Source organism: Wandonia haliotis, from assembly GCF_039523435.1.
GTDB classification, from domain to species: Bacteria; Bacteroidota; Bacteroidia; order Flavobacteriales_D; family Crocinitomicaceae; genus Wandonia; species Wandonia haliotis.
Genome location: NZ_BAAAFH010000003.1, coordinates 357,521 through 377,777, shown reverse-complemented (window position 1 = coordinate 377,777; position 20,257 = coordinate 357,521). Strand labels below are relative to the sequence as shown.

The following is a 20,257-nucleotide window of genomic DNA, read 5'->3' as shown; positions in this document are numbered from 1 at the left end:
AGCCCACTTTTCATCTTACTGCTATTCATTCAACTCCTCATAGCCATCATATTACTAGAAATTTAAGTCGTTATTATATAGAAAAATGCCGAAACCCAATTCTTTTCTGAATTTTTAATTTTTCATAGTACACCCGAAAAGAGTGGAACAGAAACAAAAAATTTCAAAATACACACTTTAGTAAAAATTGTTTTCGGCTTACGGTTTTCTTCTTTCAATTATCAGGTCTCAACAATCAGGTCGCTGACAGCACATTACTCGTATAATTTAGTTCCCATTTTTCTTCTACTGCCAATACTTTGTTAAATTTGTCATTCAAATTTCAGAACATGTACAGAACTCATACTTGTGGTGCCTTGCGCGCTGAGAATATTGGAGAAAAAATAACTCTTGCAGGATGGATACAACGTTCGCGGGACCTTGGTGGAATGACCTTTATTGACCTTAGAGACCGCTACGGAGTAACTCAACTCGCGTTTAATATGGAGGTGAACGCTGCTCTTTGTGAACAGGCCCGCAAGCTTGGAAGGGAGTTCGTTGTACAAATAACAGGTTTGGTGATCGAACGGGCGAGTAAAAACAAAAATATTCCCACCGGAGAAATTGAGATTCAGGTAGAAGAACTTATCGTGCTGAACAGCTCAAAAACACCTCCTTTCACGATTGAAGATGAGACAGACGGTGGAGAAGAATTACGCGCCCAATTCCGATACCTGGATTTGCGCCGTAATCCCGTTCAACAAAAATTACTTTTGCGCAATAAGGTTTCGATTGAAACCCGCAAATATCTGGATGCCCAGAATTTTATCGATGTGGAAACGCCATATCTTATTAAATCAACTCCGGAAGGAGCAAGAGATTTTGTCGTTCCAAGCCGTATGAATGAAGGTGAGTTCTATGCACTTCCTCAATCTCCACAGACGTTTAAACAGTTATTGATGGTTTCAGGATTCGATCGTTACTATCAGATTGTTAAATGTTTCCGGGATGAAGATCTTCGTGCTGACCGCCAGCCAGAATTTACCCAGATTGACTGTGAAATGGCGTTTGTAGAGCAGGAAGATGTATTGCAAACATTCGAAGGACTGGTTAAACATCTTTTCTCGACAATACGCGGTACTGAATTTGAAGGAAATTTCCCGCGAATGTCATACGCAGATGCGATGAAAAAATACGGATCTGATAAACCTGATATCCGTTTCGGGATGGAGTTTGTATACCTTGATGAGGTAGCCAAAGGAAAAGGCTTCCAGGTTTTTGACAGCGCCGAAACAATTATTGCCATTAACGCCGAAGATTGCTCTGAATACACCCGTAAACAACTGGACGCACTTACAGATTGGGTAAAACGTCCGCAGATTGGCGCAAAAGGGTTGATTTATGTAAAGTGTAACCCGGATGGAAGCTACAAATCTTCCGTAGACAAATTCTTCAATCAGGAAGATTTAAAAGCCTGGGCAGATGCTGCCGGAGCCAATCCGGGAGATTTATTACTGGTTTTGAGTGGTGACCTTGAAACAACACGTAAGCAAATGAATGAATTGCGCCTGCACATGGGTAATGAACTTGGTCTTCGCAACCCGAATGTATTCAAGCCGCTTTGGGTACTTGACTTCCCGCTATTGGAGTGGGACGAAGAATCCGGGCGTTGGCATGCTATGCACCACCCGTTTACATCACCAAAACCTGAAGACGTTCACCTTATTGACAGTGAACCGGGGAAAGTACGTGCAAATGCGTATGACCTCGCAATGAATGGTGTAGAGTTGGGAGGAGGTTCCATTCGTATCCACGATCGTCAGCTGCAAGCCCGAATGTTTGACCTTCTTGGATTCACAAAAGAAGAGGCACAGGCCCAATTCGGTTTCTTAATGAACGCGTTTGAATACGGTGCTCCACCGCACGGAGGTTTAGCATTCGGACTGGATCGACTGGTAGCAACGATGGGTGGATCCGAATCAATTCGCGACTATATAGCTTTCCCTAAAAACAACAGAGGTCGTGACGTTATGATTGACGCGCCTGCTCCATTAAACAAGGAACAGCTTGATGAACTTTCATTAAAAGTAGAACTTACGAAAGAAGAAAAATAGTTTCTTCCTGAAAGAGATATTTCCGATAGCCCGGTTGTTTATACGACCGGGTTTTTCTTTTACAGATTTTCTTTCAGGTATTTCATCCTGATTTTTCTGTAGTCCTGTTCGGAGTATTCCCGTGCAAGATTCACATAATAATTATACGGTTTATGCTGAAAAAAGCGGGGTTCCTTTTTCATATAACGCCCATCCGGAAGCGGTTCATAATCCGACAGGTTTCCCGGGGCAATTTCGGAAGAATCCAGAATTATTTCAGGATACGAGAACGGCTCCAGTTTGTGTAATTCACCCACAGAAACGTATTTTATATCATCCACGTAATCCGGAAATATGATCTCTCCTGCCTGTTTAGCAATCAGTTTATGCAACAACTGATTCGACTTTTTAATGTACGACGAAAGTCCGTCTTTGAACTTACGCATGACCAATTCAAGTCCAAGCTTTCCGATGTCAAATTCTTCTTCACCACTCAACCAGGATATAATATTCTCAGCGGAAAACATTTCCTCGTCACTATATGTAAAGGGTAATGATGCGACAATATCCCCGGGATTAATAATCCGGAAACTTACCCCCCTCGCAGTAAATTGTTTGTTGTATTCATCAGCAAACACCTCATTTCCCGTCATGGGGTTAGCAAACGCATACATCTTGAATCTATTCCTAGAAGCAATTACTCCTTCCTCCAAATTTTCGAGATAAGCATGAGTCATGGTAGCAAGTGCCCCTCCCTGACTATGCCCGGTAATCAAAATGTCATAAATCCCTCTTCTATTCAACACCTGTATCTGCTGAATAATTTCATCGGACATCAATACCACACCAAGCGCAAATCCACTATGGACTGCTGCATTTCTATCTCTGGCAAATGTGTAGGCTCTTTTTCTGTCATAAACGGTCATCGAACCCGTAGCCGGTATCATAGCAGAATACAAATTCTCTATCCAGCTATTCGGATGAACCGTTGAACCTCTGAAGTGGATTACGCCTACCTTTCCTGATGTATAAACCTGGAACATATTGTCCATAATAGTAGGAGTAGACGAATAAATCCGTGTATATCCTGACGGTATGATCGCCTTATCCGTACTGTAGATTTCTAAAAAGGTATGGCTGTTACAGATCCGGATCATTTCCAGTGCTTCTCCTTTATCAAAACCCGGTTGCACCTGCGCCGATAGCAAGCCGGGAAAAACAAAAAACAGTAGTATATATATAATCCTCATACTCCTTCAATCTCTACTATCTAACGAAAAAAAGTCAAAATCGTTACTCTATCTCTTACAAAAACCAGTCCGTATCTATTTTTTCTTCAGCCACCTAGGCAGCAAAAATGTTCCGATAAACAAATACGGAAAGTAGCTTATAAGCCGCCAGATTAATGCCAGTGAAACAATCACAAGTCCCGAAGGCGCCAGATCACTTAACAAGGATGAAAACGCCCACTCCGCCACACCACTCGCACCCGGTGTCGGACTTACCAACATCATAACCCACATAACAAACTGCTTGGCAAAAATCAATAAGTGATCTACAAACCCAATTTGTAAAAAAGCAATCATAATCATATTGATCACCAGATAGCGACCCGACCAGGAAAGCAACGTGCTTAAGAAAACACGTAACCAAAACGAAAGGGGTTTACCTCTGAACTGGGAAGAAGTCAACTTTACCTCATCCCCTGTATGAATTGCTTTTTCTTTAAATCGTTTTAAAAAAGGAATGCGTGTAAAAAAAGTCAACAGCCGTTTGATTAAACCGGGGAACAGGAAAATACTAAGAAAAAGCAGGATACAAATAACTAACATCACCGTGTATCCGGTCCAGAAGAAATACGTAATACTGTGTTTCACACTTAAAGCTGTATCAGGAAAAATCGCATCATAATTAATGAACAATAAAAGAACAGGGACAATCAAAACGAAAAACAGGTTGTCCATCAAAGCTGTAATAACAACGATTGCGGTAGAACGCCCCATACTTATCTTTTCTTTGTTCAGGATAAACATGGCAACTGCTGTTCCCCCTACAACTCCCGGTGTAAGCGCAGAAGCAAATTCCCAGATCATGATTACAAAAAAGGACTGTCTCCAGGTTAGTTGTTTATCAGTAAGCGTCCTGATCCGCAACATATAACCAAAGTCTCTCAATCCCATCATAAGAAACGCTGCAAGCAGCCAAAAAACCGATTGAAGTGTCCAGTCAATACTTTTTAAAACATCGGTCAGGGTTTCCTGTCTGTAATTTCCGGAAGCATCCGGGGTAAATTCTTCAGCGATCCAGAAGTCAACTTCACCATTTCCATTGCTGTCCTTCCATGAATGGGTTCCGGTTTCTGTACCCGAAACTTCAATAAAACGTGTTTCATTGAGACTCCGTACCAATAGCCATATCGAAATGGACAGACCGATAAGTAGCGGAATCCAGATCCGCCACCCCCGAAGCTGGTTTAAAACATTCGTATCGCTTTTCATCGCTTAAAAGTACGGATTTTGGAAAACATCCTCTTCTTCAGGAAGAGGTTTTCCCCGACAAACTATTTTGATTCTGTCCCTGATACGTATATTTGTTTCTGCAAACGCGCAGTAAGCACCTATGAAAATAAAATACACACCAAAAGACACTTTTGACCTTTTCCAACACACCGCCTTCGGGATAGACCTGTGGACATGGATACGTGTATTAGTAAGAAATAAATGGAATGTTCATCCGATCTACTGGCCTAAGGCAATTATGATTACGTTGATGGCTCTTTTAAGTAGTCCTTTTCATATTTTGGAAGCCCTTCTTTTTGCCCGAAAAATTAAAAAAGTCACCTGTAAAGATCCTGTATTTATCGTGGGGTATTTTCGAAGTGGGACAACTTATTTATTTTACCTTCTGGGTTCCGATCCTAAGTTTGTTTACCCTTCTACCTATCAGGTGCTCACCCCACATTTATTTCTTCTGTTCGGAAAGGGAATGCGAAAACTGTTTAATTCGGTGATGCCCGAAACACGCCCTCAGGATAACGTTAAAATCTCTGCCGAATCACCCAGTGAGGAAGAATTTGCCCTTGCCAATATGACTCCTTTCTCACTCGTCAACGGATATGTTTTCCCGAGACGAATCAAAGAAACCTGTGAGGATTGTATCCATCCCAAAACGAAAAAACAGCAAGAAGAATGGAGCAAAAAACTGGATTACTTCGTCCGTAAGGCAATTCTGGCAAACGGAAATCAACAAATGTTGCTAAAAAGCCCATTGAATACAGCGCGAATTGATGAAATTCTTAAACGCTATCCGAATGCCCGCTTTATTCACATTCACAGAAATCCTTACGAAGTCTATATCTCCAATGAGGGATTGCTGGAAAAGATTCTGCCCAAAATGGCGCTGAATCGCGCACATGAAAAAGAACTGGAGCAATTTATCATTGACTCCTATCGCGATACCTATCAAAACTTTTTAAAGAGCAAGCAGCAATTACGTCCCGACCAACTTGTCGAGATTCGTTACTCGGAGTTTGAAAAAAAACCAATGGAAATTCTTCAACAAGTTTACGATCAAATCAAGCTCGGAGACTTTAGCGAAGTTAGTTCTTTTATCGGGCAAGAAGTAGCATCCGGCAAATCGTATAAGAAAAATCAACACAAACCTATACCCCGGGAAAAAATAGAGCAAATCAATCGGGAATGGGACTTTATGTTTCAGGAATACGGTTATGAAAAAAAGCAGTGAAAGGGTTATCTGGACAAGGTATCCAGTTTCTGGTGAATCTCTATTCCATCTTCTACTGTAAGACTATCCTCCTGCCATTTGTTAAAATACAACTGTGTTTCTTCAATAAAAGGCATGGTCAAAACAGATGTCTTCTTTACCGGTTCGTACAGAAGTGAATTTTCCTTTTTGTCCTCCGGAATAAATTTACTGTTTGGGTCGTATGACTCAAGTAATACAAACAGAATACTAATTGTGTAGATCATTTTTATCACACTGAAAAGCACTCCTAACCCTTTGTTTAAAGGACTTAAGTTGACTACATCTACCATTTTCTCGAGCGTCTTTCCGGCAAAATACACCATTGCTCCAACAGCTAAAAAAGTAATGGAAAAGGCAACAGCAGGTAAATACTCAAAATCCTTTTCAAATAAATCTTCGATTTTGGATGCCGTCCAGTCAGAAAAATGAATACCGGCATAAATTCCTACCAGTAAAGCAAGTAGTGTGAACACCTCAACGATCAGACCTTTTTTAAATCCTTTCCAGGCTGCATAGAGCAAAGGCGCAATAATTATGAAGTCCAGATAATTCACAAAGCGAAAATAGCCATTATCCTAATTGCCGGGAGAAGTGGTTCACAATTCTAATCCAACCTGAATTGTTGATATCTCTCCCCGGCACAGGAAAACAAAAAGAGACACATCCAATGCGTCTCTTTTCAAAATGATTATTTTTCCTTCTATCTAGGCGATATTCGTAAACACCTGTTGAATATCGTCATCGTCCTCAATCTTATCAAGCATTTTCTCGATATCCGCCAGTTGCTCTTCTGTAAACTCAACCGGAGACGTTGGAATACGCTGCAGACTGGATTTCCCTACTTCAATTCCTTTTTCTTCCAACGCTGTCGAAAGTGAACCGAAGTTGGTGTAATCACCATATATAAAAACAGTGCCTTCATTTTCCTCTATACTTTCCAGTCCTGCGTCAATCAACTCAAACTCCAGTTCTTCCAGATCCATATCGTCTGTTTTATCAAATTCAAAAACAGCTTTTCGGGAAAACATAAATTCCAGTGATCCGTTAGGAACAACGCCTCCTCCGGCTTTATTAAAATACGACTTCACATTAGCAACTGTCCGTGTTGTATTGTCTGTTGCACATTCCACAAACACCAAAACACCATGCGGACCTTTTCCTTCGTAATTCACTTCCGTAAAATCTGCCACATCTTTCTGATGTGCACGCTTGATAGCCGCATCAATGTTGTCCTTCGGCATATTCTGCGACTTTGCATTCTGAATCGCAGTACGCAGTCGCGCATTCATATCCGGGTCAGTGCCACCTTCTTTAGCTGCTAGCGTAATTGCTTTCGCCAGTTTCGGAAATAACTTGGACATCTTGTCCCATCGCTTCTCTTTTGCTGCTCTACGGTATTCAAATGCTCTTCCCATCTTATCAGATTTTTTAGGTGTGTAAAATTAAGAAATTGATTTTGTTGTTGCGATAAATCGATAATTTTTCTCGCTTTAAATCCTTTTCTACGACATCAGAAGTATCTTTGCACCATGGATTATGACATAGAAATACGCTTTCAGAAGCTGGTAAAAATATTAGACGAAAAGTTTGGAGGAGGACTGGATGTTCAGTCTATTTTGTTTTTAATTGGTGTACAGGAACTTGGACAGGGATTCAGAAAATTCAAAAAGAACGAAAAAATGGATTTGATGCACATTGCGGTCTGTACCGTTCTTATGCCTTCCGGACATTATGAGTTTAAAGGAAGAGACGAAGACGGATGGCCTCACTTTGAACTGAAAAAAGAATTACCTGTATTGAGTCAACGGGAACAGGAGCACCTGATGAAAGAAGCTATTATAGAGTATTTTGCACAGGATACCGAATTTGCAGTGTAGGTTAACTAGCAATTTTCAGCTACTTCCATGATCTCTTTCAGGGCATCAGGGTCGTAACTGTACTTGTCGAGAATAGCTTCCATAAGTTCCAGACATTCATCTCTCCCTTCAGGATTATGAAGGTTTTTACGAAGACAGGAACAATATTCCTGCATCTCTTCTTCAACTGTACCTGAAGAGCAGGAAAAAATGAAAAGGGAGAGTAAAAAAAACGAAACTATTCTCATTTCAGATAGTGCTTTACGATGATAGAAAGTTAATTCCGTAACGAAGTTACCGATTAGCATTTAAAATATTTGGCGCAATACCATAAAATAGGTATTTTTGCAGCGTGATTCTTCTTAATTTAAATTTAATCTAAATAAGAAACTTCACCCAATTAATTGAAAAAGAAATGATTAAGATAACGGATGCGGCCAGAGACAAAGCACAGGAATTGATGGCTGAAGAAGGGAAAAATAATAGTTTTATCAGAGTTGGTGTTCAGGGTGGAGGATGCTCCGGTCTGATGTATAAACTTGACTTTGATAGCCAGGAACAGGAAGGGGATAAAGCCTTCGAAGACAATGGTGTAAAAATTGTTGTCGATAAGAAAAGTTATTTGTATCTTATTGGTACAACGCTCGACTACACCGGAGGATTGAACGGAAAAGGATTTGTTTTTGTTAATCCCAATGCCGACAGAACATGCGGATGCGGTGAAAGTTTCTCTATTTAATTCTCCCAAAAGAAAAATACAGTATGGCTGAATACACAGAACATGAATTGGCAAAGGACCTGGAGGGGAAAGAATATAAGTACGGATTTGTCACTAATATTGAATCTGAACGTGTTCCGAAAGGTTTGAACGAAGATATTATCCGGTTGATTTCCGCAAAGAAGAATGAACCGGAATGGTTACTTGAGTTCCGTCTCGAATCTTTCAAAATCTGGCAACAGATGATCGAACCGGAGTGGGCACACGTACAATATAAAAAACCGGATTTTCAGGAAATCACGTATTACGCTGCTCCCAAGCAATCAAAAAAATATGAAAGCTGGGACGATGTAGATCCTGAGTTGAAAGAAACCATGAAAAAACTGGGGATTTCACTCGAAGAACAAAAGCGGTTAACCGGTGTGGCTGTCGACTTTGTTATGGACTCTGTTTCGGTAGCAACTTCATTCAAAGCAAAACTGAAAGAGCTTGGAATTATTTTCTGCTCCTTCTCAGAAGCTGTTCAGGAGTATCCTGATCTTGTAAAGAAATATCTGGGGACAGTTGTTCCGAAAACGGACAACTTTTATGCGGCTTTAAATTCTGCCGTTTTTACGGATGGGTCATTTTGCTACATCCCTAAAGGCGTAAAGTGTCCGATGGAGCTTTCTACCTATTTCCGTATCAATGAAGGAGGAACCGGGCAGTTTGAGCGCACACTGGTTGTTGCAGACGAAAGCTCGTATGTTTCTTATCTGGAAGGCTGTACAGCTCCACAACGGGACGAGAATCAGCTTCACGCAGCAGTGGTCGAACTTATTGCTTTGGATAATGCTGAAATCAAATACTCAACAGTTCAAAACTGGTTTCCAGGAGACAAAGACGGAAAAGGAGGGGTATTTAACTTCGTAACCAAACGGGGAATTTGTCATACAAATTCAAAAATCTCGTGGACTCAGGTCGAAACCGGTTCCGCAGTAACCTGGAAATATCCTTCGTGTATTCTGAAAGGTGATCATTCCGTAGGAGAATTCTATAGTGTAGCTGTAACTAACAACTACCAGCAGGCTGATACCGGAACAAAAATGATTCATCTGGGGCGCAACACAAAATCCACCATCATTTCAAAAGGTATTTCTGCCGGAAAATCACAAAACTCGTACCGCGGACTGGTACAAATTCATAAAAACGCTCATAACGCAAGGAACTTCTCACAGTGTGACTCCCTGCTAATGACGGATGAATGTGGAGCACACACGTTCCCCTACATTGAATGTAAAAACAGTTCGGCAAAAATCGAGCACGAAGCAACGACTTCGAAAATCGGAGAAGATCAGATTTTTTACTGTCTGCAACGTGGAATTGACGAAGAAAAAGCAATTTCACTAATTGTAAACGGATATTGTAAAGAAGTCCTGAATCAGCTTCCCATGGAATTTGCCGTAGAAGCACAAAAACTCCTCGCCATTTCCCTTGAAGGGTCAGTGGGATAAATTTGATTTGAAACTTGTTGTTTGTACACACCCATGAATAAATAACAAAAGGTTTTATCAACTAGTAAAAAACGCACAAAGAAAATGGGTCCGGCTTCAGTAAGAAATCTGTGATCCACTAAAATAAAGGTTATGTTAAACATCAAAAACTTACACGCCTCAATCGAAGGTAAAGAGATATTAAAAGGATTGAACCTTGAGGTTAAACCGGGAGAAGTTCATGCAATCATGGGCCCAAATGGTGCAGGAAAAAGCACACTGGCTTCTATTCTTGCCGGTCGTGAAGAATACGAAGTGACAGACGGTGAAGTTGATTTTGAAGGGAAAGATCTTCTGGATATGGATACGGAAGTACGTGCCCGCGAGGGGGTTTTTCTAGCGTTCCAATACCCTGTCGAAATCCCGGGAGTTTCTAACATCAACTTTCTGCGCACCGCTTTGAATGAAATCCGTGAACACAAAGGACAGGAACCTATTTCGGCAAAAGACTTTATGGCAATGGTTCGTGAAAAATCCAAACTGGTTGAACTGGATGCCAAACTGGCTTCACGTGCTGTAAACGAAGGTTTCTCAGGTGGAGAGAAAAAACGTAATGAGATTTTCCAAATGGCAATGCTTGAGCCTAAATTGGCAATTCTTGATGAAACTGATTCCGGATTGGATATCGATGCATTGCGCATTGTAGCAAACGGAGTTAACAAGCTGAAGTCAAAAGACAATGCAACCATTGTTATCACACACTACCAACGTTTGTTGGATTATATTGTACCTGATTTTGTTCACGTTCTTTACAATGGAAAAATTGTAAAAACAGGGCCAAAAGAACTGGCATTGGAACTGGAAGAAAAAGGATACGACTGGATTAAGCAGGAATTGGGCGAAATGGCCTAAAAACTTTTAAGTATGAACACAATGACAGAAAGTGCCGTAAAACGCTTTACTGATTCTATACAACCTACTTTCAAAGAAGGAGTTTTAGACGAAAATTCACGTCGTGAGGCATTGGAGAATCTTGAAAAGATGGATTTTCCGACAACTCGTGTTGAAGCGTGGAAATATACGCGCGTGACCAAGATCAGCAAGAAGGAATTCTCTATCCAACCCGGTTCGGTGAACTCCATTGATGCTTTTAAAATCAAAAACCTTGACAGTCATGTTCTGGTATTTATAAACGGTTTCTTCTCTGCATCACTTTCCTCTTTCACTACTGAAGAAGGGATTGAGATTGCTCCTTTAAAAGAGGCAAAAGGGATTGCAGGAAATACCGTTCCTGTTTCGAACGAAGATATCTTTACTGCACTTAACACGGCGTATGCCACAGACGGTATTGCCGTAAAAATTGCTTCCGGGAAACAACTTTCCAAACCGGTGGAAGTAATTTACATCCAATCCGGAGATACTGCCATTGCGAACATCAGAAATGTAATTATTGCTGAGAAAAGTTCAGCCGGACAGATTATCCTGGGTCATTATTCACAGGATGCGAAAAATTGTTTTTCAAATTGCATTACGGAAGTGGTTGTAGAAGCAAATGCACATCTTACCATTAATAAGATCCAGTATGAAAGTGAAGCGAATTACCAGATCGCAACGGAACAGGTAAAACAAGATAAAGACTCTACTTTTACAATCAATACGATTACCTTAAATGGTGAATTGGTGCGCAATAACCTGAACATTGATGTATTGGGACAAAACTGCAACACCCACCTGAACGGAGCATATCTGACTAAAGGGAAACAACACGTTGACAATCATACGACAGTAGATCATACAGTTGCTAACTGTGAATCAAATGAGCTGTACAAAGGAGTAATGGATGACGATTCGACAGCTGTTTTTAACGGAAAAGTGTTTGTACGAAAAGATGCACAAAAAATTAATGCTTTCCAGTCGAATGGTAACGTATTACTTTCCGGAAATGCAACAGTCAACTCGAAGCCTGAGTTGGAAATTTACGCCGATGATGTAAAATGTTCGCACGGCTCCACTACCGGTCAGTTGGATGAAGATGCTGTTTTCTACCTGCGCGCCCGTGGATTAAGTGAAAAAAATGCCCGTAAACTACTGGTTTCCGCTTTTATCGCAGATGTACTTGACACTATCGAATCGGAAGAAGTTCGCGCCCATATCGACAATATGCTGTTGGAGCGTTTCGGTTGGGAGTTTTAGTAGTACTCCAAAAAAGAAATAAAATAGCCCCGGTCAGTTTTGATCGGGGTTTGTTTTTGCCATCCATCTTTTTAGTTGATGGATCTCTTATTCAGTAATTATATCTTTTTGCATATAATGAAGGGACTGGCAGAGTTCGTCAAAGAACGAAGAAAAGAGGTAAACCTTACACAAGAAGAGCTTGTAGAACGAGCTGGTGTTGCACTTACTGTTCTTCGCAAAATAAAAACCTGAATCTGGACAAGGTTAATCTGGTTCTTAGTATGTTCGGACATGAATTAGCCCCGGTAAACAGTAAAGACATTGAATTTTGAGACAGGGAAAAGTATTCTATAAAGATTCCCTTGCAGGAACGATCACGGAAATCCATGGAGGAGAAGACGTATTTCAGTACGATCCGTCGTATGTGAAGGAACATTCCGATGAATTCATCACATTTACCATGCCTGTGACTGATAAACCCTATACAGAAAAGCAAATTGAAGGAACTTTTAAACGAATGGTTAAAAACTATCCGAAAGCATTAGAGTGAACAAAAGTCGGGTATGCAATATCTGTATGCCGACATTTCAGTATCAGTAATCAGAACCAAATGTGCTTTGGGTATTTCTGTCAAAGAAGGAAAGTTCAATTCTAAAACTCAAACAGTAAAGGATGCAGGTGGTGTAGAAACCAATATTCTAATCAACACATTCAAGTCCGAAATACTGGCTTTGATCCGTGGACTACAACAGAAAGGTGAACTTTCAAGAGCCAATCTAGCAAATGGGATAAATGAACTACGCTTAAAGTTGACCGACCCCGATTTTTCAATTGACAACGGCCAGAGAATTGTAATTTACGCTAAACGTTTCATCGAAAATTCAGTTGGAGTAAGGAAACCCGCAACTCTTAAACAACTAAACAATACATTGGTTAAGTTGGAAAACTCTGAAAAATTTAAGCGTGTGAAATTGACATTTGACAAAATTGACTTGTCTTTTTACAACAGTTTGGTGGCATATTGTGTTTCAGAATTAAACTTATCTACCAACTCAGTAGGAAACATAATTAAGAATTTTAAAACAATTGTTCATTCCGCATTTGAAGAAGGATTGCACGAAAACTTAATATATCGCAGTCGTTATTTCAAAAAGCCGTCGGAAGAATCAGAAGCAATCTACTTGAACGAAACCGAACTTCAACGAATGAAAATGACAATATTGCCAAATAGACATTTAGACAATGTGCGTGATTTATTTCTGTTGGCTTGTTATACAGGTGTACGTTCGCAAGACTACGATAAGTTGAACAATGATAGCTTAATCAATAATGGAACAATGCTAAAGGTACGTACAGAAAAAACAGATGAAGAAGTAATCATTCCCTTACACCGATAGCAAAGGCGATATTAGATAAGTACAACGGAACACCAAGATTGATTTCAAACCAAAAGTTCAACGAATACATAAAGGACGTTTGTCGAATTGTCGGATTGACGGAATTGGTTTCACTTACGAGAACATGTGGAGGTAAGAAAATCACAACTAGAAAATCCAAATGCGAGTTTGTTTCATCTCATACCGCACGAAGAAGTTTTGCGACCAACGCGCACAAGGCGGGTGTGCCAACCTTAGCAATCATGGCAATTACAGGTCACAGAACAGAAAAGGTGTTCTTGAAGTATGTGAAGGTGACAAAGGAAGAACACGCAAATTTGGTGAACCAACATGGGTTCTTTTGGGGGAATGTGGCGTAAAATTTGTTATCATGTTAATGAATTCATTAACTTTGTTCACTCGAACAGGTTATTTAGAATAAGTTTAAATTATAGTTAAACGAAACCTAAATGAGCTAGTTTTCGGATATTAGCTATGTAATCAAATCAATAATAAGGCGTTTGTATGGTTAACGAACAACTTAAGTCGATTGCTGGAAGCACTGATGCAGAAAAGATGGACACATGGTTCAATGGTCTAATCTCATCTATAGAAATGGACAAGTTTTTAATGACTGAAGATCTTGCATCGGACGAAACAAAGGCATTCTATAAGGCTGTCATGTCAGATAATGTTGAAGATGTGTTAAGACAAACACGTGTTGCTTCAACAATGTACTTCATTGAAAAAATGATTATTGACTTTCTTTCGGAAATCAAGAAACGTGGTGTGGAGTATAACAATTTGGCGTTGGACATGGGTAATTCAAAAATTTTGGCTTGGATTGAATTGAAGAATGATGACGAAAAATCAGAAGACAATCTAATCATGGCAGAGGCTAAAGTGAATGCAAAATATCACGACGAAGGGTTTCACATTTCGACTACAATTGTTGAGGAACTAGATCAGATAACCGTCCCAGAACACTATCACGTTATCGGTCAGTAAAAGAAAAGCCTGTGGCATCATTTGAAGAACACATAGCCCAGGCTAAACGAAATTTAGCTTTCCTCAAACAAATTAATGAACAATGTAACGATCATTGGGACTGGCAAGTAACTACGTGTTTTTATGTTGCTGTACACCTGGCTAACGCTCACATAGCAAAAATGTCCAATATGCATTATCGGTCTCATTCTGATGTGAAGTTTGCTTTGAATCCCGAAAATAAATTGTCCATTACCAAATTCAATGAGGAGCAATATAAGGCTTATGTTAAGCTAATGAATCTCTCAAGGCGCGCAAGATATTTATGTCATGAAAATCCAGAAACGATTGATGGAGAGAAGAGTTTCATGACATATGATGTACACATGAATAAGGCTCTTAAAAACCTCGACATTCTATTGGTTTATTTTAAAAGTCAATATAATATTGAATTTGAGAGCTTGCCTGTAAAGTGTCTTGAGGTAAAGAATGGTTCTATGGTATATTTTTCACCAATAAGTTAGTCTTTATTGGAAGAAATCGAGATTGGTTTGGAAATACTCCGCTAATCTACACAACGTAGTATAGCTAATATCCCTTTTCCCTTGTTCAATTCGGGCAACATGAATGCCCGTGTCATTGTACACATCTTCTTGGGTAACACCCTTTTGTTTTCTCAACTCTTTCAACCGATTCGCAAGGGTCAATAAAATTTCTTTGTTTTCCATGACCGAAAAGTCAGGAATGCGTGTTATATTTGTAATGACCCATCGGTAAGTATTCTTATATACATGCTGTTACTAATAATAACTTAAAATTGAAAAGAAATGAAGAAAACTATGTTTATCTTGGCTACAATTACCATTTCCGCTCTCTCTTGCAAAAAAGAGACTGTAGAACCTACTCCTCCGGTTGTACCATGCATGCAAGAAAATGTGACAGGTCAAATATTAGGGTATACTTGGATATTAGAAAGCACTTATTTAGTAGAAGATAATGGATTGGAGCATAGTACAGTATCCGGGTTTGAAGGAGAATATATGAATTTTTATGACAATGGAACTTGTTATAGTTCTATGCGTAGTTCTATGTTATTTGATATAAAGTGTGATCATGTAGTTCTAAATAAAGCCCAATACAAAGTAGATATAACTACTTACCCAGGTATTCTAGAGTTACTACAAATCAATAATAATCCTAACCATCTTAGAACTAAATATAGGTATATACGTTAGTAAATTAATTCAATGATGTTATTTATATCCCTTTCATTATTTGCTTGTAATGCAAATCACACCACAGTTCTAAAAACTAATGAAATTGATGAAGACCAAAAGAGTTAAGTAGACACGAATCTTAATGCCGAGGCAAGTTATTCAGAAACAAAAATGAAACTTGAAGTTAAACACCTAACGGAGGACTTGCAAGCTATTATTGATGAAGCAAAAGAGCTTAGGATGCAAAGGAGCTTGGTGCTATGTATTCCGATTTGACAGAGGGTAATCAAGATGCGTTCAGCAATTCAAGTAATTCAACTATTGAGGACTTGAAAAAGAAATTTGAAGCTAAAAAGATGGAAGCAGATGAATTACTTGTAATCGTTGAGCAAAAGGAAGCAGAAGCTAAGGTGGCTGATAATACGAATGTGGAGTATTTTGAGGTTATTGCTTTTGTGTCTGTTACATCAACTACAAATGTTTTGAAACAAGCTCCGTCACCGTTTTATATATCTAAAGAATACAAGATATTAAAAGAACCTTCTGAATTACTAAACAAGTAGGGATTAGGCAAAATCGACTTTAATTCATACCTTTGTTTTGTATGAATCAAGCACTTTTAACACGGTTATTTAAGTCCATTCAAGGGGAAGAAAACTCTCCCTTGATGAAAGTCGCTTACAGCATAATCGAGGATGAAAAGCGAAAAGGTCATTCAAAGTTAGCTAGTAAACTAAGTTTGATTTTAAGCGAGAATGTATCTCAACGAGAAGAATCGCCTTCACCCCTTAAAATTGCAAAGGAATATAGAGTACCCGTTGATCGAAGATACAAGCTCCCTTTAGCATCGCATATTGAGCATGAACATTTAAGACATGAAATGGTACTCTCTCCTGATGTTGAGAGTAAGATTTTGCGTATTGAAAAAGAGTACCTAGCAAGAGAAAGACTGGCTCATCATGGTTTGAAGCCACGAAAGAAGATTTTGTTTTATGGATCATCTGGATGTGGTAAATCTATGGGGGCTGAACGTATTGCGTGGGACTTAGGCTTACCTTTTTATAAGGTTCGATTTGACTCTATTATATCCTCCTATCTTGGAGAGTCGGCATCAAATCTTCAAAACCTATTCGATAGTATAGAGAATTACCCATGCGTTTTACTATTAGACGAGTTCGATATTATTGGAAAACAAAGAGATGTAAGCTCTAATGATGTTGGAGAAATCCACCGAATAGTAAACATACTTCTGGGGTTGCTTGAAGAATATGATGGTGAAGGAATATTGATTGCTACAACGAACTTAGAGGGAAGTTTGGATAAAGCTTTATTTAGAAGGTTTGATGACTTTATCGAATTACCTAAACCAAGTGAAAAGGAGATAGTTCAACTTTTAAAGACTTGCTTTTCTGCGCTTAAATTGAGTTCGAAAGTCAATCTTAAAAGCTTTTCAAAGAAAATGATTGGCATGTCTTACGCCATCATTGTGAAAATTGCTAATGATGCTGCAAAAAAGGCGATTATCAATTCCAATCAAGAAATCTCTCCCGAGGATTTGAATAATGCACTAGAAGAAAATCAAGCCATCAATCGCTAATTTATGGAACAATTCCCCCACCTAAAGTTTGTAAAGAAACTAGAGGGAAAACCTCGTTTGCAAGGAGGGGGTAAGCCTAATCCGAGAACCGAGGAAAATAAAAATAATAGACAGGGGCATAGCCAGAAACTTCAACGGTGGACGACTGAAAAAAAAGAGCATTGGAAGGAATCTTTTGATCTACGAGAACAAAATAATCTAGCTTCAATAGATGAGGAAATAGTGCCAATTTTTATTCAGGTTAACCCAGCTATTATTGATGCTGAATTTGATCTTGAAGCTTTTGGTATTGAAATAATTTCCGAAGAAGAAGAGGGTTATATCATTGGTGCGTCTTTGGATAATTTCCGTTCATTAGAAGAAAAAATTTCAGACTTTATTACTTCTGAACGTGGTTCAGGTAATATCGCTAACTTCTGGGAGATATTCGAAGGAAATAGAGAAGACTGGAAGCCAAAGCATATCTTATCCGAGGAGATGTATGCGAAATGGGAAAACATCAGAGATGATGAGGTCTATAATTTGGAAGTTTCTATTGCATTCGCTAAACCAATTGGCAAAGAACCCGATTCAACTAAACGAGGCGGAGAGACAAGGTTGCGTAAGTATCGTGAAAAACTTGAAGAACGAGATGAGCTTCTAATGCAAAGGGAATCTCACTTTCAAGATTTCATTGCTCATTACGGAGAAATAACAAGCTCTTTAGTTTATCTTGAAGATAGTATTGGTTGCGAGGTTTCAATCACAGGGAAAGGGCTTAAAGACCTTGTTGTAAATTACCAATTCGTATTTGAGGTTTCAGAAATTGAAGAAATTTCAGGTATTGATGGTACTGATAGTGAATTACCTGAAATAGACTTGGAGGTAAAACCTCCAAATGATGATGCTATTGAAGTTGGAGTTATTGATAGTGGCATCATGGAAGGACATAGATTAATTTCTCCGTCAATCAAACAGGGAAATTCCCAATCGTATGTAGATGGAGACACCTCGACTGCTGACCAAGTTACAGGAGGTGGGCATGGAACAAAAGTTGCAGGGGCAATTTTGTATCCAAATGGGGTTACAGGATTAACTAGTCCTTACCAATTACCTTGTTTCGTTAGAAATTTGAGAATCCTAGATGCCAATAATGGATTAAAACATAATTACCCTGCAAGTTTGATGCAGGAAATAGTAGGTAATAATGCAGATATTTCAATCTTCAATTTATCAGTAAGTTCAAAATCTCCCCATAGAACTAGACACATGTCTACTTGGAGTGCTGTTCTTGACAAATTAACTCATGAAGCAGATTCGTTATTTTTGATTTCAGTTGGTAATATCCCATTTCCAGACATTAGATATTATTTATCAAATGGGAAGGAATACCCCAATTATTTGCAGGAAAATTACTGTCGATTGGCAAACCCTTCACAAAGTAGTTTTTCGCTATCAGTGGGGTCTTTGAATGGAGGTAGTTTCGATGATGTTAACTGGACTTCTTTAGGAGGGCAAGGAGATGTTTCTGCGTTCTCACGTATTGGTAGCGGGATCTGGGGGCATATCAAACCAGATGTTGTTGAATACGGAGGTGCTTTAGTTGCTTCGAAGAATGGTTTAAACCAAGTTCGTGAGCATCAGTCATTAGCTCCTGAACTTATACGATCAACCCTACATGGAGGAGGCGCGATTGGAAGGGATAGTGTTGGGACTTCATTTGCAACGCCAAAGGTTTCTCATATTGCAGCTCGTTTAAAACAACTGTATCCAGACGAAGGGAATAACCTAATTCGTGCTTTTATAGCACAAGGAGCAAGGCTTCCAAATGGACACTTTTTAAATCCAGTAAGGAGTAGCATAGAACATTTTGGATACGGAGTTCCTTCGCTCGATAGGGTTACAAAGAACACCGAGCATAGAATCACATTTTACAACACGGGAAATATAAGCGCTGAGGAAGGACACATTTATTCTTTAAAAATCCCTGAAGAGCTTAGAGGGCAAGGAGATGAATATGACATTCTAATTGAAGTAACACTGGCATTTACTTCTCAAATTAGGCGTACTAGACGCAGAACGAAATCATATCTAGCTACTTGGGTTGATTGGTCAACCGCTAAGATTGGAGAATCGTATGAAGAGTTTAAAGATTACGCTTTAAAAGAAATTGAAGAAGAAGCAACAGATTACGATCAAGATGCTCGTAAGGAAATGAGTCATTTCGATTGGAAAATTAAAGCCAGAAGTGACCACGGTACAGTTGAAGGAATAAACAGAACTAACAGCTCTCTTCAAAAGGATTGGACAGTTATCAAATCTTATGAGTTGCCAGAAGAAATCAGTCTTGCTGTAAGGGGGCACAAAGGTTGGGACAAAAATAAAAAGGAAGTGCCCTACGCTTTAACCGTATCTATTGAGATACTCGGGGCGAATATCCCTATTTATCAGAGTATAAAAGTAGAGAATGAGATCGAAATTGAAACCTAATTCAGTTTCGGGGGCCGTTCTCTGATTTTAGAATTTGTTGTTCAAGCGAATTAATTTCTTTTTTATTGCTTTTTATCTTCTCGTCAATATTTATGTATTTACCCCATATCCTATTTTCAAGCCTTCCTTTGATATTGTCAAGGAAGCTCTTCAAATTAGAAATAGTACCAAAGGTTAGGAAATGTATAACTAACAAGGCGATTAGGAGCAATTGAGAATAATCCAGAAAATCTCCAATATCTTTGATTAAATTAAACTTTATTAAGGTAAAGACACCTACACTCCATCCTGCTATAATAAGCACTCTAATCACAAAATAAATTCGTTTAAAAAGTTTTTGAAGTTTCGTCTTTAAACTCTCTTGTTTGTCAAGATGGGCTTTTAGCTTTGCATGTCTGTGCCTTGCTAGGTCTATTGACTCATCTTTCTCGTTATCAATTTTACTGGTAAGATTAACCTTTCCTACAGTAACTAAGTAGATTAAGATTATAACGATTATTACTAACGCTATAATTAAAACATTCTCTTCCCAGTTTTTCTTTGCTCTTCCCAT

22 protein-coding genes and 1 pseudogene are annotated in these 20,257 nt (G+C 39.1%); 16 read left to right on the top strand and 7 right to left on the bottom strand.

Features of this window, described 5'->3' with window-relative positions; translation table 11 throughout:
- Nucleotides 1-329 precede the first annotated feature (329 nt).
- Nucleotides 330-2,093 carry an aspartate--tRNA ligase gene (gene aspS / locus ABDZ97_RS02190; protein WP_343784629.1) on the top strand — a complete coding sequence of 588 codons (1,764 nt, stop codon included), beginning with the start codon at nt 330-332 and terminating at the stop codon, nt 2,091-2,093.
- A gap of 59 nt (nt 2,094-2,152) precedes the next feature.
- Here aspS and ABDZ97_RS02185 read toward each other — a convergent pair whose 3' ends face one another.
- Together ABDZ97_RS02185 and ABDZ97_RS02180 are read right to left on the bottom strand one after the other, a co-directional pair.
- Nucleotides 2,153-3,322, bottom strand: a complete 1,170-nt coding sequence (locus ABDZ97_RS02185; RefSeq protein ID WP_343784627.1) for a lipase family protein — start codon at nt 3,320-3,322, stop codon at nt 2,153-2,155.
- Nucleotides 3,323-3,397: 75 nt separating this feature from the next.
- Nucleotides 3,398-4,570: a lysylphosphatidylglycerol synthase transmembrane domain-containing protein gene (locus tag ABDZ97_RS02180; RefSeq protein WP_343784625.1), complete on the bottom strand. Its 1,173-nt coding sequence runs from the start codon at nt 4,568-4,570 to the stop codon at nt 3,398-3,400.
- A 121-nt stretch (nt 4,571-4,691) separates the two neighbouring features.
- On the opposite strand from ABDZ97_RS02180, the gene ABDZ97_RS02175 reads away from it, so the two are divergent.
- The gene (locus ABDZ97_RS02175) at nt 4,692-5,816 is read left to right on the top strand and encodes a sulfotransferase family protein (RefSeq protein ID WP_343784623.1); all 1,125 of its coding nucleotides are present in this window, start codon (nt 4,692-4,694) and stop codon (nt 5,814-5,816) included.
- A gap of 5 nt (nt 5,817-5,821) precedes the next feature.
- On the opposite strand, the gene ABDZ97_RS02170 is transcribed toward ABDZ97_RS02175, so the two are convergent.
- Together ABDZ97_RS02170 and ABDZ97_RS02165 are read right to left on the bottom strand one after the other, a co-directional pair.
- Nucleotides 5,822-6,391 carry a CvpA family protein gene (locus ABDZ97_RS02170; protein ID WP_343784621.1) on the bottom strand — a complete coding sequence of 190 codons (570 nt, stop codon included), beginning with the start codon at nt 6,389-6,391 and terminating at the stop codon, nt 5,822-5,824.
- 150 nt (nt 6,392-6,541) lie between these two features.
- Nucleotides 6,542-7,252 (bottom strand): YebC/PmpR family DNA-binding transcriptional regulator, encoded by a 711-nt coding sequence (locus tag ABDZ97_RS02165; protein ID WP_343784619.1) that lies wholly within the window; start codon nt 7,250-7,252, stop codon nt 6,542-6,544.
- 114 nt (nt 7,253-7,366) lie between these two features.
- On the opposite strand from ABDZ97_RS02165, the gene ABDZ97_RS02160 reads away from it, so the two are divergent.
- Nucleotides 7,367-7,714 (top strand): hypothetical protein, encoded by a 348-nt coding sequence (locus ABDZ97_RS02160; protein WP_343784617.1) that lies wholly within the window; start codon nt 7,367-7,369, stop codon nt 7,712-7,714.
- A gap of 5 nt (nt 7,715-7,719) precedes the next feature.
- Here the strand turns inward: ABDZ97_RS02160 and ABDZ97_RS02155 are convergent, their stop codons facing one another.
- Nucleotides 7,720-8,001: a hypothetical protein gene (locus ABDZ97_RS02155; RefSeq protein WP_343784615.1), complete on the bottom strand. Its 282-nt coding sequence runs from the start codon at nt 7,999-8,001 to the stop codon at nt 7,720-7,722.
- A 107-nt stretch (nt 8,002-8,108) separates the two neighbouring features.
- On the opposite strand from ABDZ97_RS02155, the gene erpA reads away from it, so the two are divergent.
- The 9 genes and pseudogenes from erpA (at nt 8,109) to ABDZ97_RS02110 (ending at nt 14,945) form a co-directional block, all read left to right on the top strand.
- Nucleotides 8,109-8,432: an iron-sulfur cluster insertion protein ErpA gene (gene erpA / locus ABDZ97_RS02150; RefSeq protein ID WP_343784613.1), complete on the top strand. Its 324-nt coding sequence runs from the start codon at nt 8,109-8,111 to the stop codon at nt 8,430-8,432.
- Between the two features lie 23 nt (nt 8,433-8,455).
- Nucleotides 8,456-9,904 carry a Fe-S cluster assembly protein SufB gene (gene sufB / locus ABDZ97_RS02145; protein ID WP_343784611.1) on the top strand — a complete coding sequence of 483 codons (1,449 nt, stop codon included), beginning with the start codon at nt 8,456-8,458 and terminating at the stop codon, nt 9,902-9,904.
- Between the two features lie 132 nt (nt 9,905-10,036).
- The gene (gene sufC, locus ABDZ97_RS02140) at nt 10,037-10,795 is read left to right on the top strand and encodes a Fe-S cluster assembly ATPase SufC (protein ID WP_343784609.1); all 759 of its coding nucleotides are present in this window, start codon (nt 10,037-10,039) and stop codon (nt 10,793-10,795) included.
- 12 nt (nt 10,796-10,807) lie between these two features.
- Nucleotides 10,808-12,076 carry a Fe-S cluster assembly protein SufD gene (gene sufD, locus ABDZ97_RS02135; RefSeq protein ID WP_343784607.1) on the top strand — a complete coding sequence of 423 codons (1,269 nt, stop codon included), beginning with the start codon at nt 10,808-10,810 and terminating at the stop codon, nt 12,074-12,076.
- Nucleotides 12,077-12,193: 117 nt separating this feature from the next.
- Nucleotides 12,194-12,390 (top strand): annotated as a pseudogene (locus ABDZ97_RS02130) (helix-turn-helix domain-containing protein).
- Entirely contained in the window at nt 12,387-12,608 is a 222-nt protein-coding gene (locus ABDZ97_RS02125; RefSeq protein ID WP_343784604.1) for a HipA N-terminal domain-containing protein, read from the top strand. The pseudogene ABDZ97_RS02130 and the gene ABDZ97_RS02125 overlap by 4 nt, the downstream one beginning before the upstream one ends.
- A gap of 13 nt (nt 12,609-12,621) precedes the next feature.
- Complete coding sequence (locus ABDZ97_RS02120; RefSeq protein ID WP_343784602.1) at nt 12,622-13,455, top strand: site-specific integrase; 834 nt, start codon at nt 12,622-12,624, stop codon at nt 13,453-13,455.
- A gap of 555 nt (nt 13,456-14,010) precedes the next feature.
- Nucleotides 14,011-14,442, top strand: coding sequence for a hypothetical protein (locus ABDZ97_RS02115; RefSeq protein WP_343784600.1), 432 nt, complete (start codon nt 14,011-14,013; stop codon nt 14,440-14,442).
- A gap of 11 nt (nt 14,443-14,453) precedes the next feature.
- Entirely contained in the window at nt 14,454-14,945 is a 492-nt protein-coding gene (locus tag ABDZ97_RS02110) for a hypothetical protein (protein ID WP_343784598.1), read from the top strand.
- 3 nt (nt 14,946-14,948) lie between these two features.
- Here the strand turns inward: ABDZ97_RS02110 and ABDZ97_RS02105 are convergent, their stop codons facing one another.
- The gene (locus tag ABDZ97_RS02105) at nt 14,949-15,149 is read right to left on the bottom strand and encodes a helix-turn-helix domain-containing protein (protein WP_343784596.1); all 201 of its coding nucleotides are present in this window, start codon (nt 15,147-15,149) and stop codon (nt 14,949-14,951) included.
- 99 nt (nt 15,150-15,248) lie between these two features.
- Between ABDZ97_RS02105 and ABDZ97_RS02100 the strand changes: the two genes are divergently transcribed.
- The 4 genes from ABDZ97_RS02100 (at nt 15,249) to ABDZ97_RS02085 (ending at nt 19,704) form a co-directional block, all read left to right on the top strand.
- On the top strand, nt 15,249-15,656 hold the full coding sequence (locus tag ABDZ97_RS02100; RefSeq protein WP_343784594.1) for a hypothetical protein: 408 nt from the start codon (nt 15,249-15,251) through the stop codon (nt 15,654-15,656).
- A 311-nt stretch (nt 15,657-15,967) separates the two neighbouring features.
- A complete protein-coding gene (locus tag ABDZ97_RS02095; protein WP_343784592.1) occupies nt 15,968-16,201 on the top strand; it encodes a hypothetical protein in 234 nt (77 codons plus the stop codon).
- Between the two features lie 41 nt (nt 16,202-16,242).
- Complete coding sequence (locus ABDZ97_RS02090; RefSeq protein WP_343784590.1) at nt 16,243-17,235, top strand: AAA family ATPase; 993 nt, start codon at nt 16,243-16,245, stop codon at nt 17,233-17,235.
- Between the two features lie 3 nt (nt 17,236-17,238).
- On the top strand, nt 17,239-19,704 hold the full coding sequence (locus tag ABDZ97_RS02085; protein ID WP_343784588.1) for a S8 family peptidase: 2,466 nt from the start codon (nt 17,239-17,241) through the stop codon (nt 19,702-19,704).
- Nucleotide 19,705: 1 nt separating this feature from the next.
- Here the strand turns inward: ABDZ97_RS02085 and ABDZ97_RS02080 are convergent, their stop codons facing one another.
- Nucleotides 19,706-20,257 carry a hypothetical protein gene (locus tag ABDZ97_RS02080; protein WP_343784586.1) on the bottom strand — a complete coding sequence of 184 codons (552 nt, stop codon included), beginning with the start codon at nt 20,255-20,257 and terminating at the stop codon, nt 19,706-19,708.

Coding starts and splice junctions, on each gene's coding strand:
- ABDZ97_RS02085 (WP_343784588.1), top strand. CDS start 17,239: ATGGAACAATTCCCCCACCTAAAGTTTGTAAAGAAACTAGAGGGAAAA.
- sufC (WP_343784609.1), top strand. CDS start 10,037: ATGTTAAACATCAAAAACTTACACGCCTCAATCGAAGGTAAAGAGATA.
- erpA (WP_343784613.1), top strand. CDS start 8,109: ATGATTAAGATAACGGATGCGGCCAGAGACAAAGCACAGGAATTGATG.
- aspS (WP_343784629.1), top strand. CDS start 330: ATGTACAGAACTCATACTTGTGGTGCCTTGCGCGCTGAGAATATTGGA.
- ABDZ97_RS02185 (WP_343784627.1), bottom strand. CDS start 3,322: ATGAGGATTATATATATACTACTGTTTTTTGTTTTTCCCGGCTTGCTA.
- ABDZ97_RS02160 (WP_343784617.1), top strand. CDS start 7,367: ATGGATTATGACATAGAAATACGCTTTCAGAAGCTGGTAAAAATATTA.
- ABDZ97_RS02155 (WP_343784615.1), bottom strand. CDS start 8,001: ATGCTAATCGGTAACTTCGTTACGGAATTAACTTTCTATCATCGTAAA.
- sufB (WP_343784611.1), top strand. CDS start 8,456: ATGGCTGAATACACAGAACATGAATTGGCAAAGGACCTGGAGGGGAAA.
- ABDZ97_RS02120 (WP_343784602.1), top strand. CDS start 12,622: ATGCAATATCTGTATGCCGACATTTCAGTATCAGTAATCAGAACCAAA.
- ABDZ97_RS02115 (WP_343784600.1), top strand. CDS start 14,011: ATGGACACATGGTTCAATGGTCTAATCTCATCTATAGAAATGGACAAG.
- ABDZ97_RS02105 (WP_343784596.1), bottom strand. CDS start 15,149: ATGGAAAACAAAGAAATTTTATTGACCCTTGCGAATCGGTTGAAAGAG.
- ABDZ97_RS02175 (WP_343784623.1), top strand. CDS start 4,692: ATGAAAATAAAATACACACCAAAAGACACTTTTGACCTTTTCCAACAC.
- sufD (WP_343784607.1), top strand. CDS start 10,808: ATGAACACAATGACAGAAAGTGCCGTAAAACGCTTTACTGATTCTATA.
- ABDZ97_RS02080 (WP_343784586.1), bottom strand. CDS start 20,257: ATGGGAAGAGCAAAGAAAAACTGGGAAGAGAATGTTTTAATTATAGCG.
- ABDZ97_RS02100 (WP_343784594.1), top strand. CDS start 15,249: ATGAAGAAAACTATGTTTATCTTGGCTACAATTACCATTTCCGCTCTC.
- ABDZ97_RS02180 (WP_343784625.1), bottom strand. CDS start 4,570: ATGAAAAGCGATACGAATGTTTTAAACCAGCTTCGGGGGTGGCGGATC.
- ABDZ97_RS02090 (WP_343784590.1), top strand. CDS start 16,243: ATGAATCAAGCACTTTTAACACGGTTATTTAAGTCCATTCAAGGGGAA.
- ABDZ97_RS02165 (WP_343784619.1), bottom strand. CDS start 7,252: ATGGGAAGAGCATTTGAATACCGTAGAGCAGCAAAAGAGAAGCGATGG.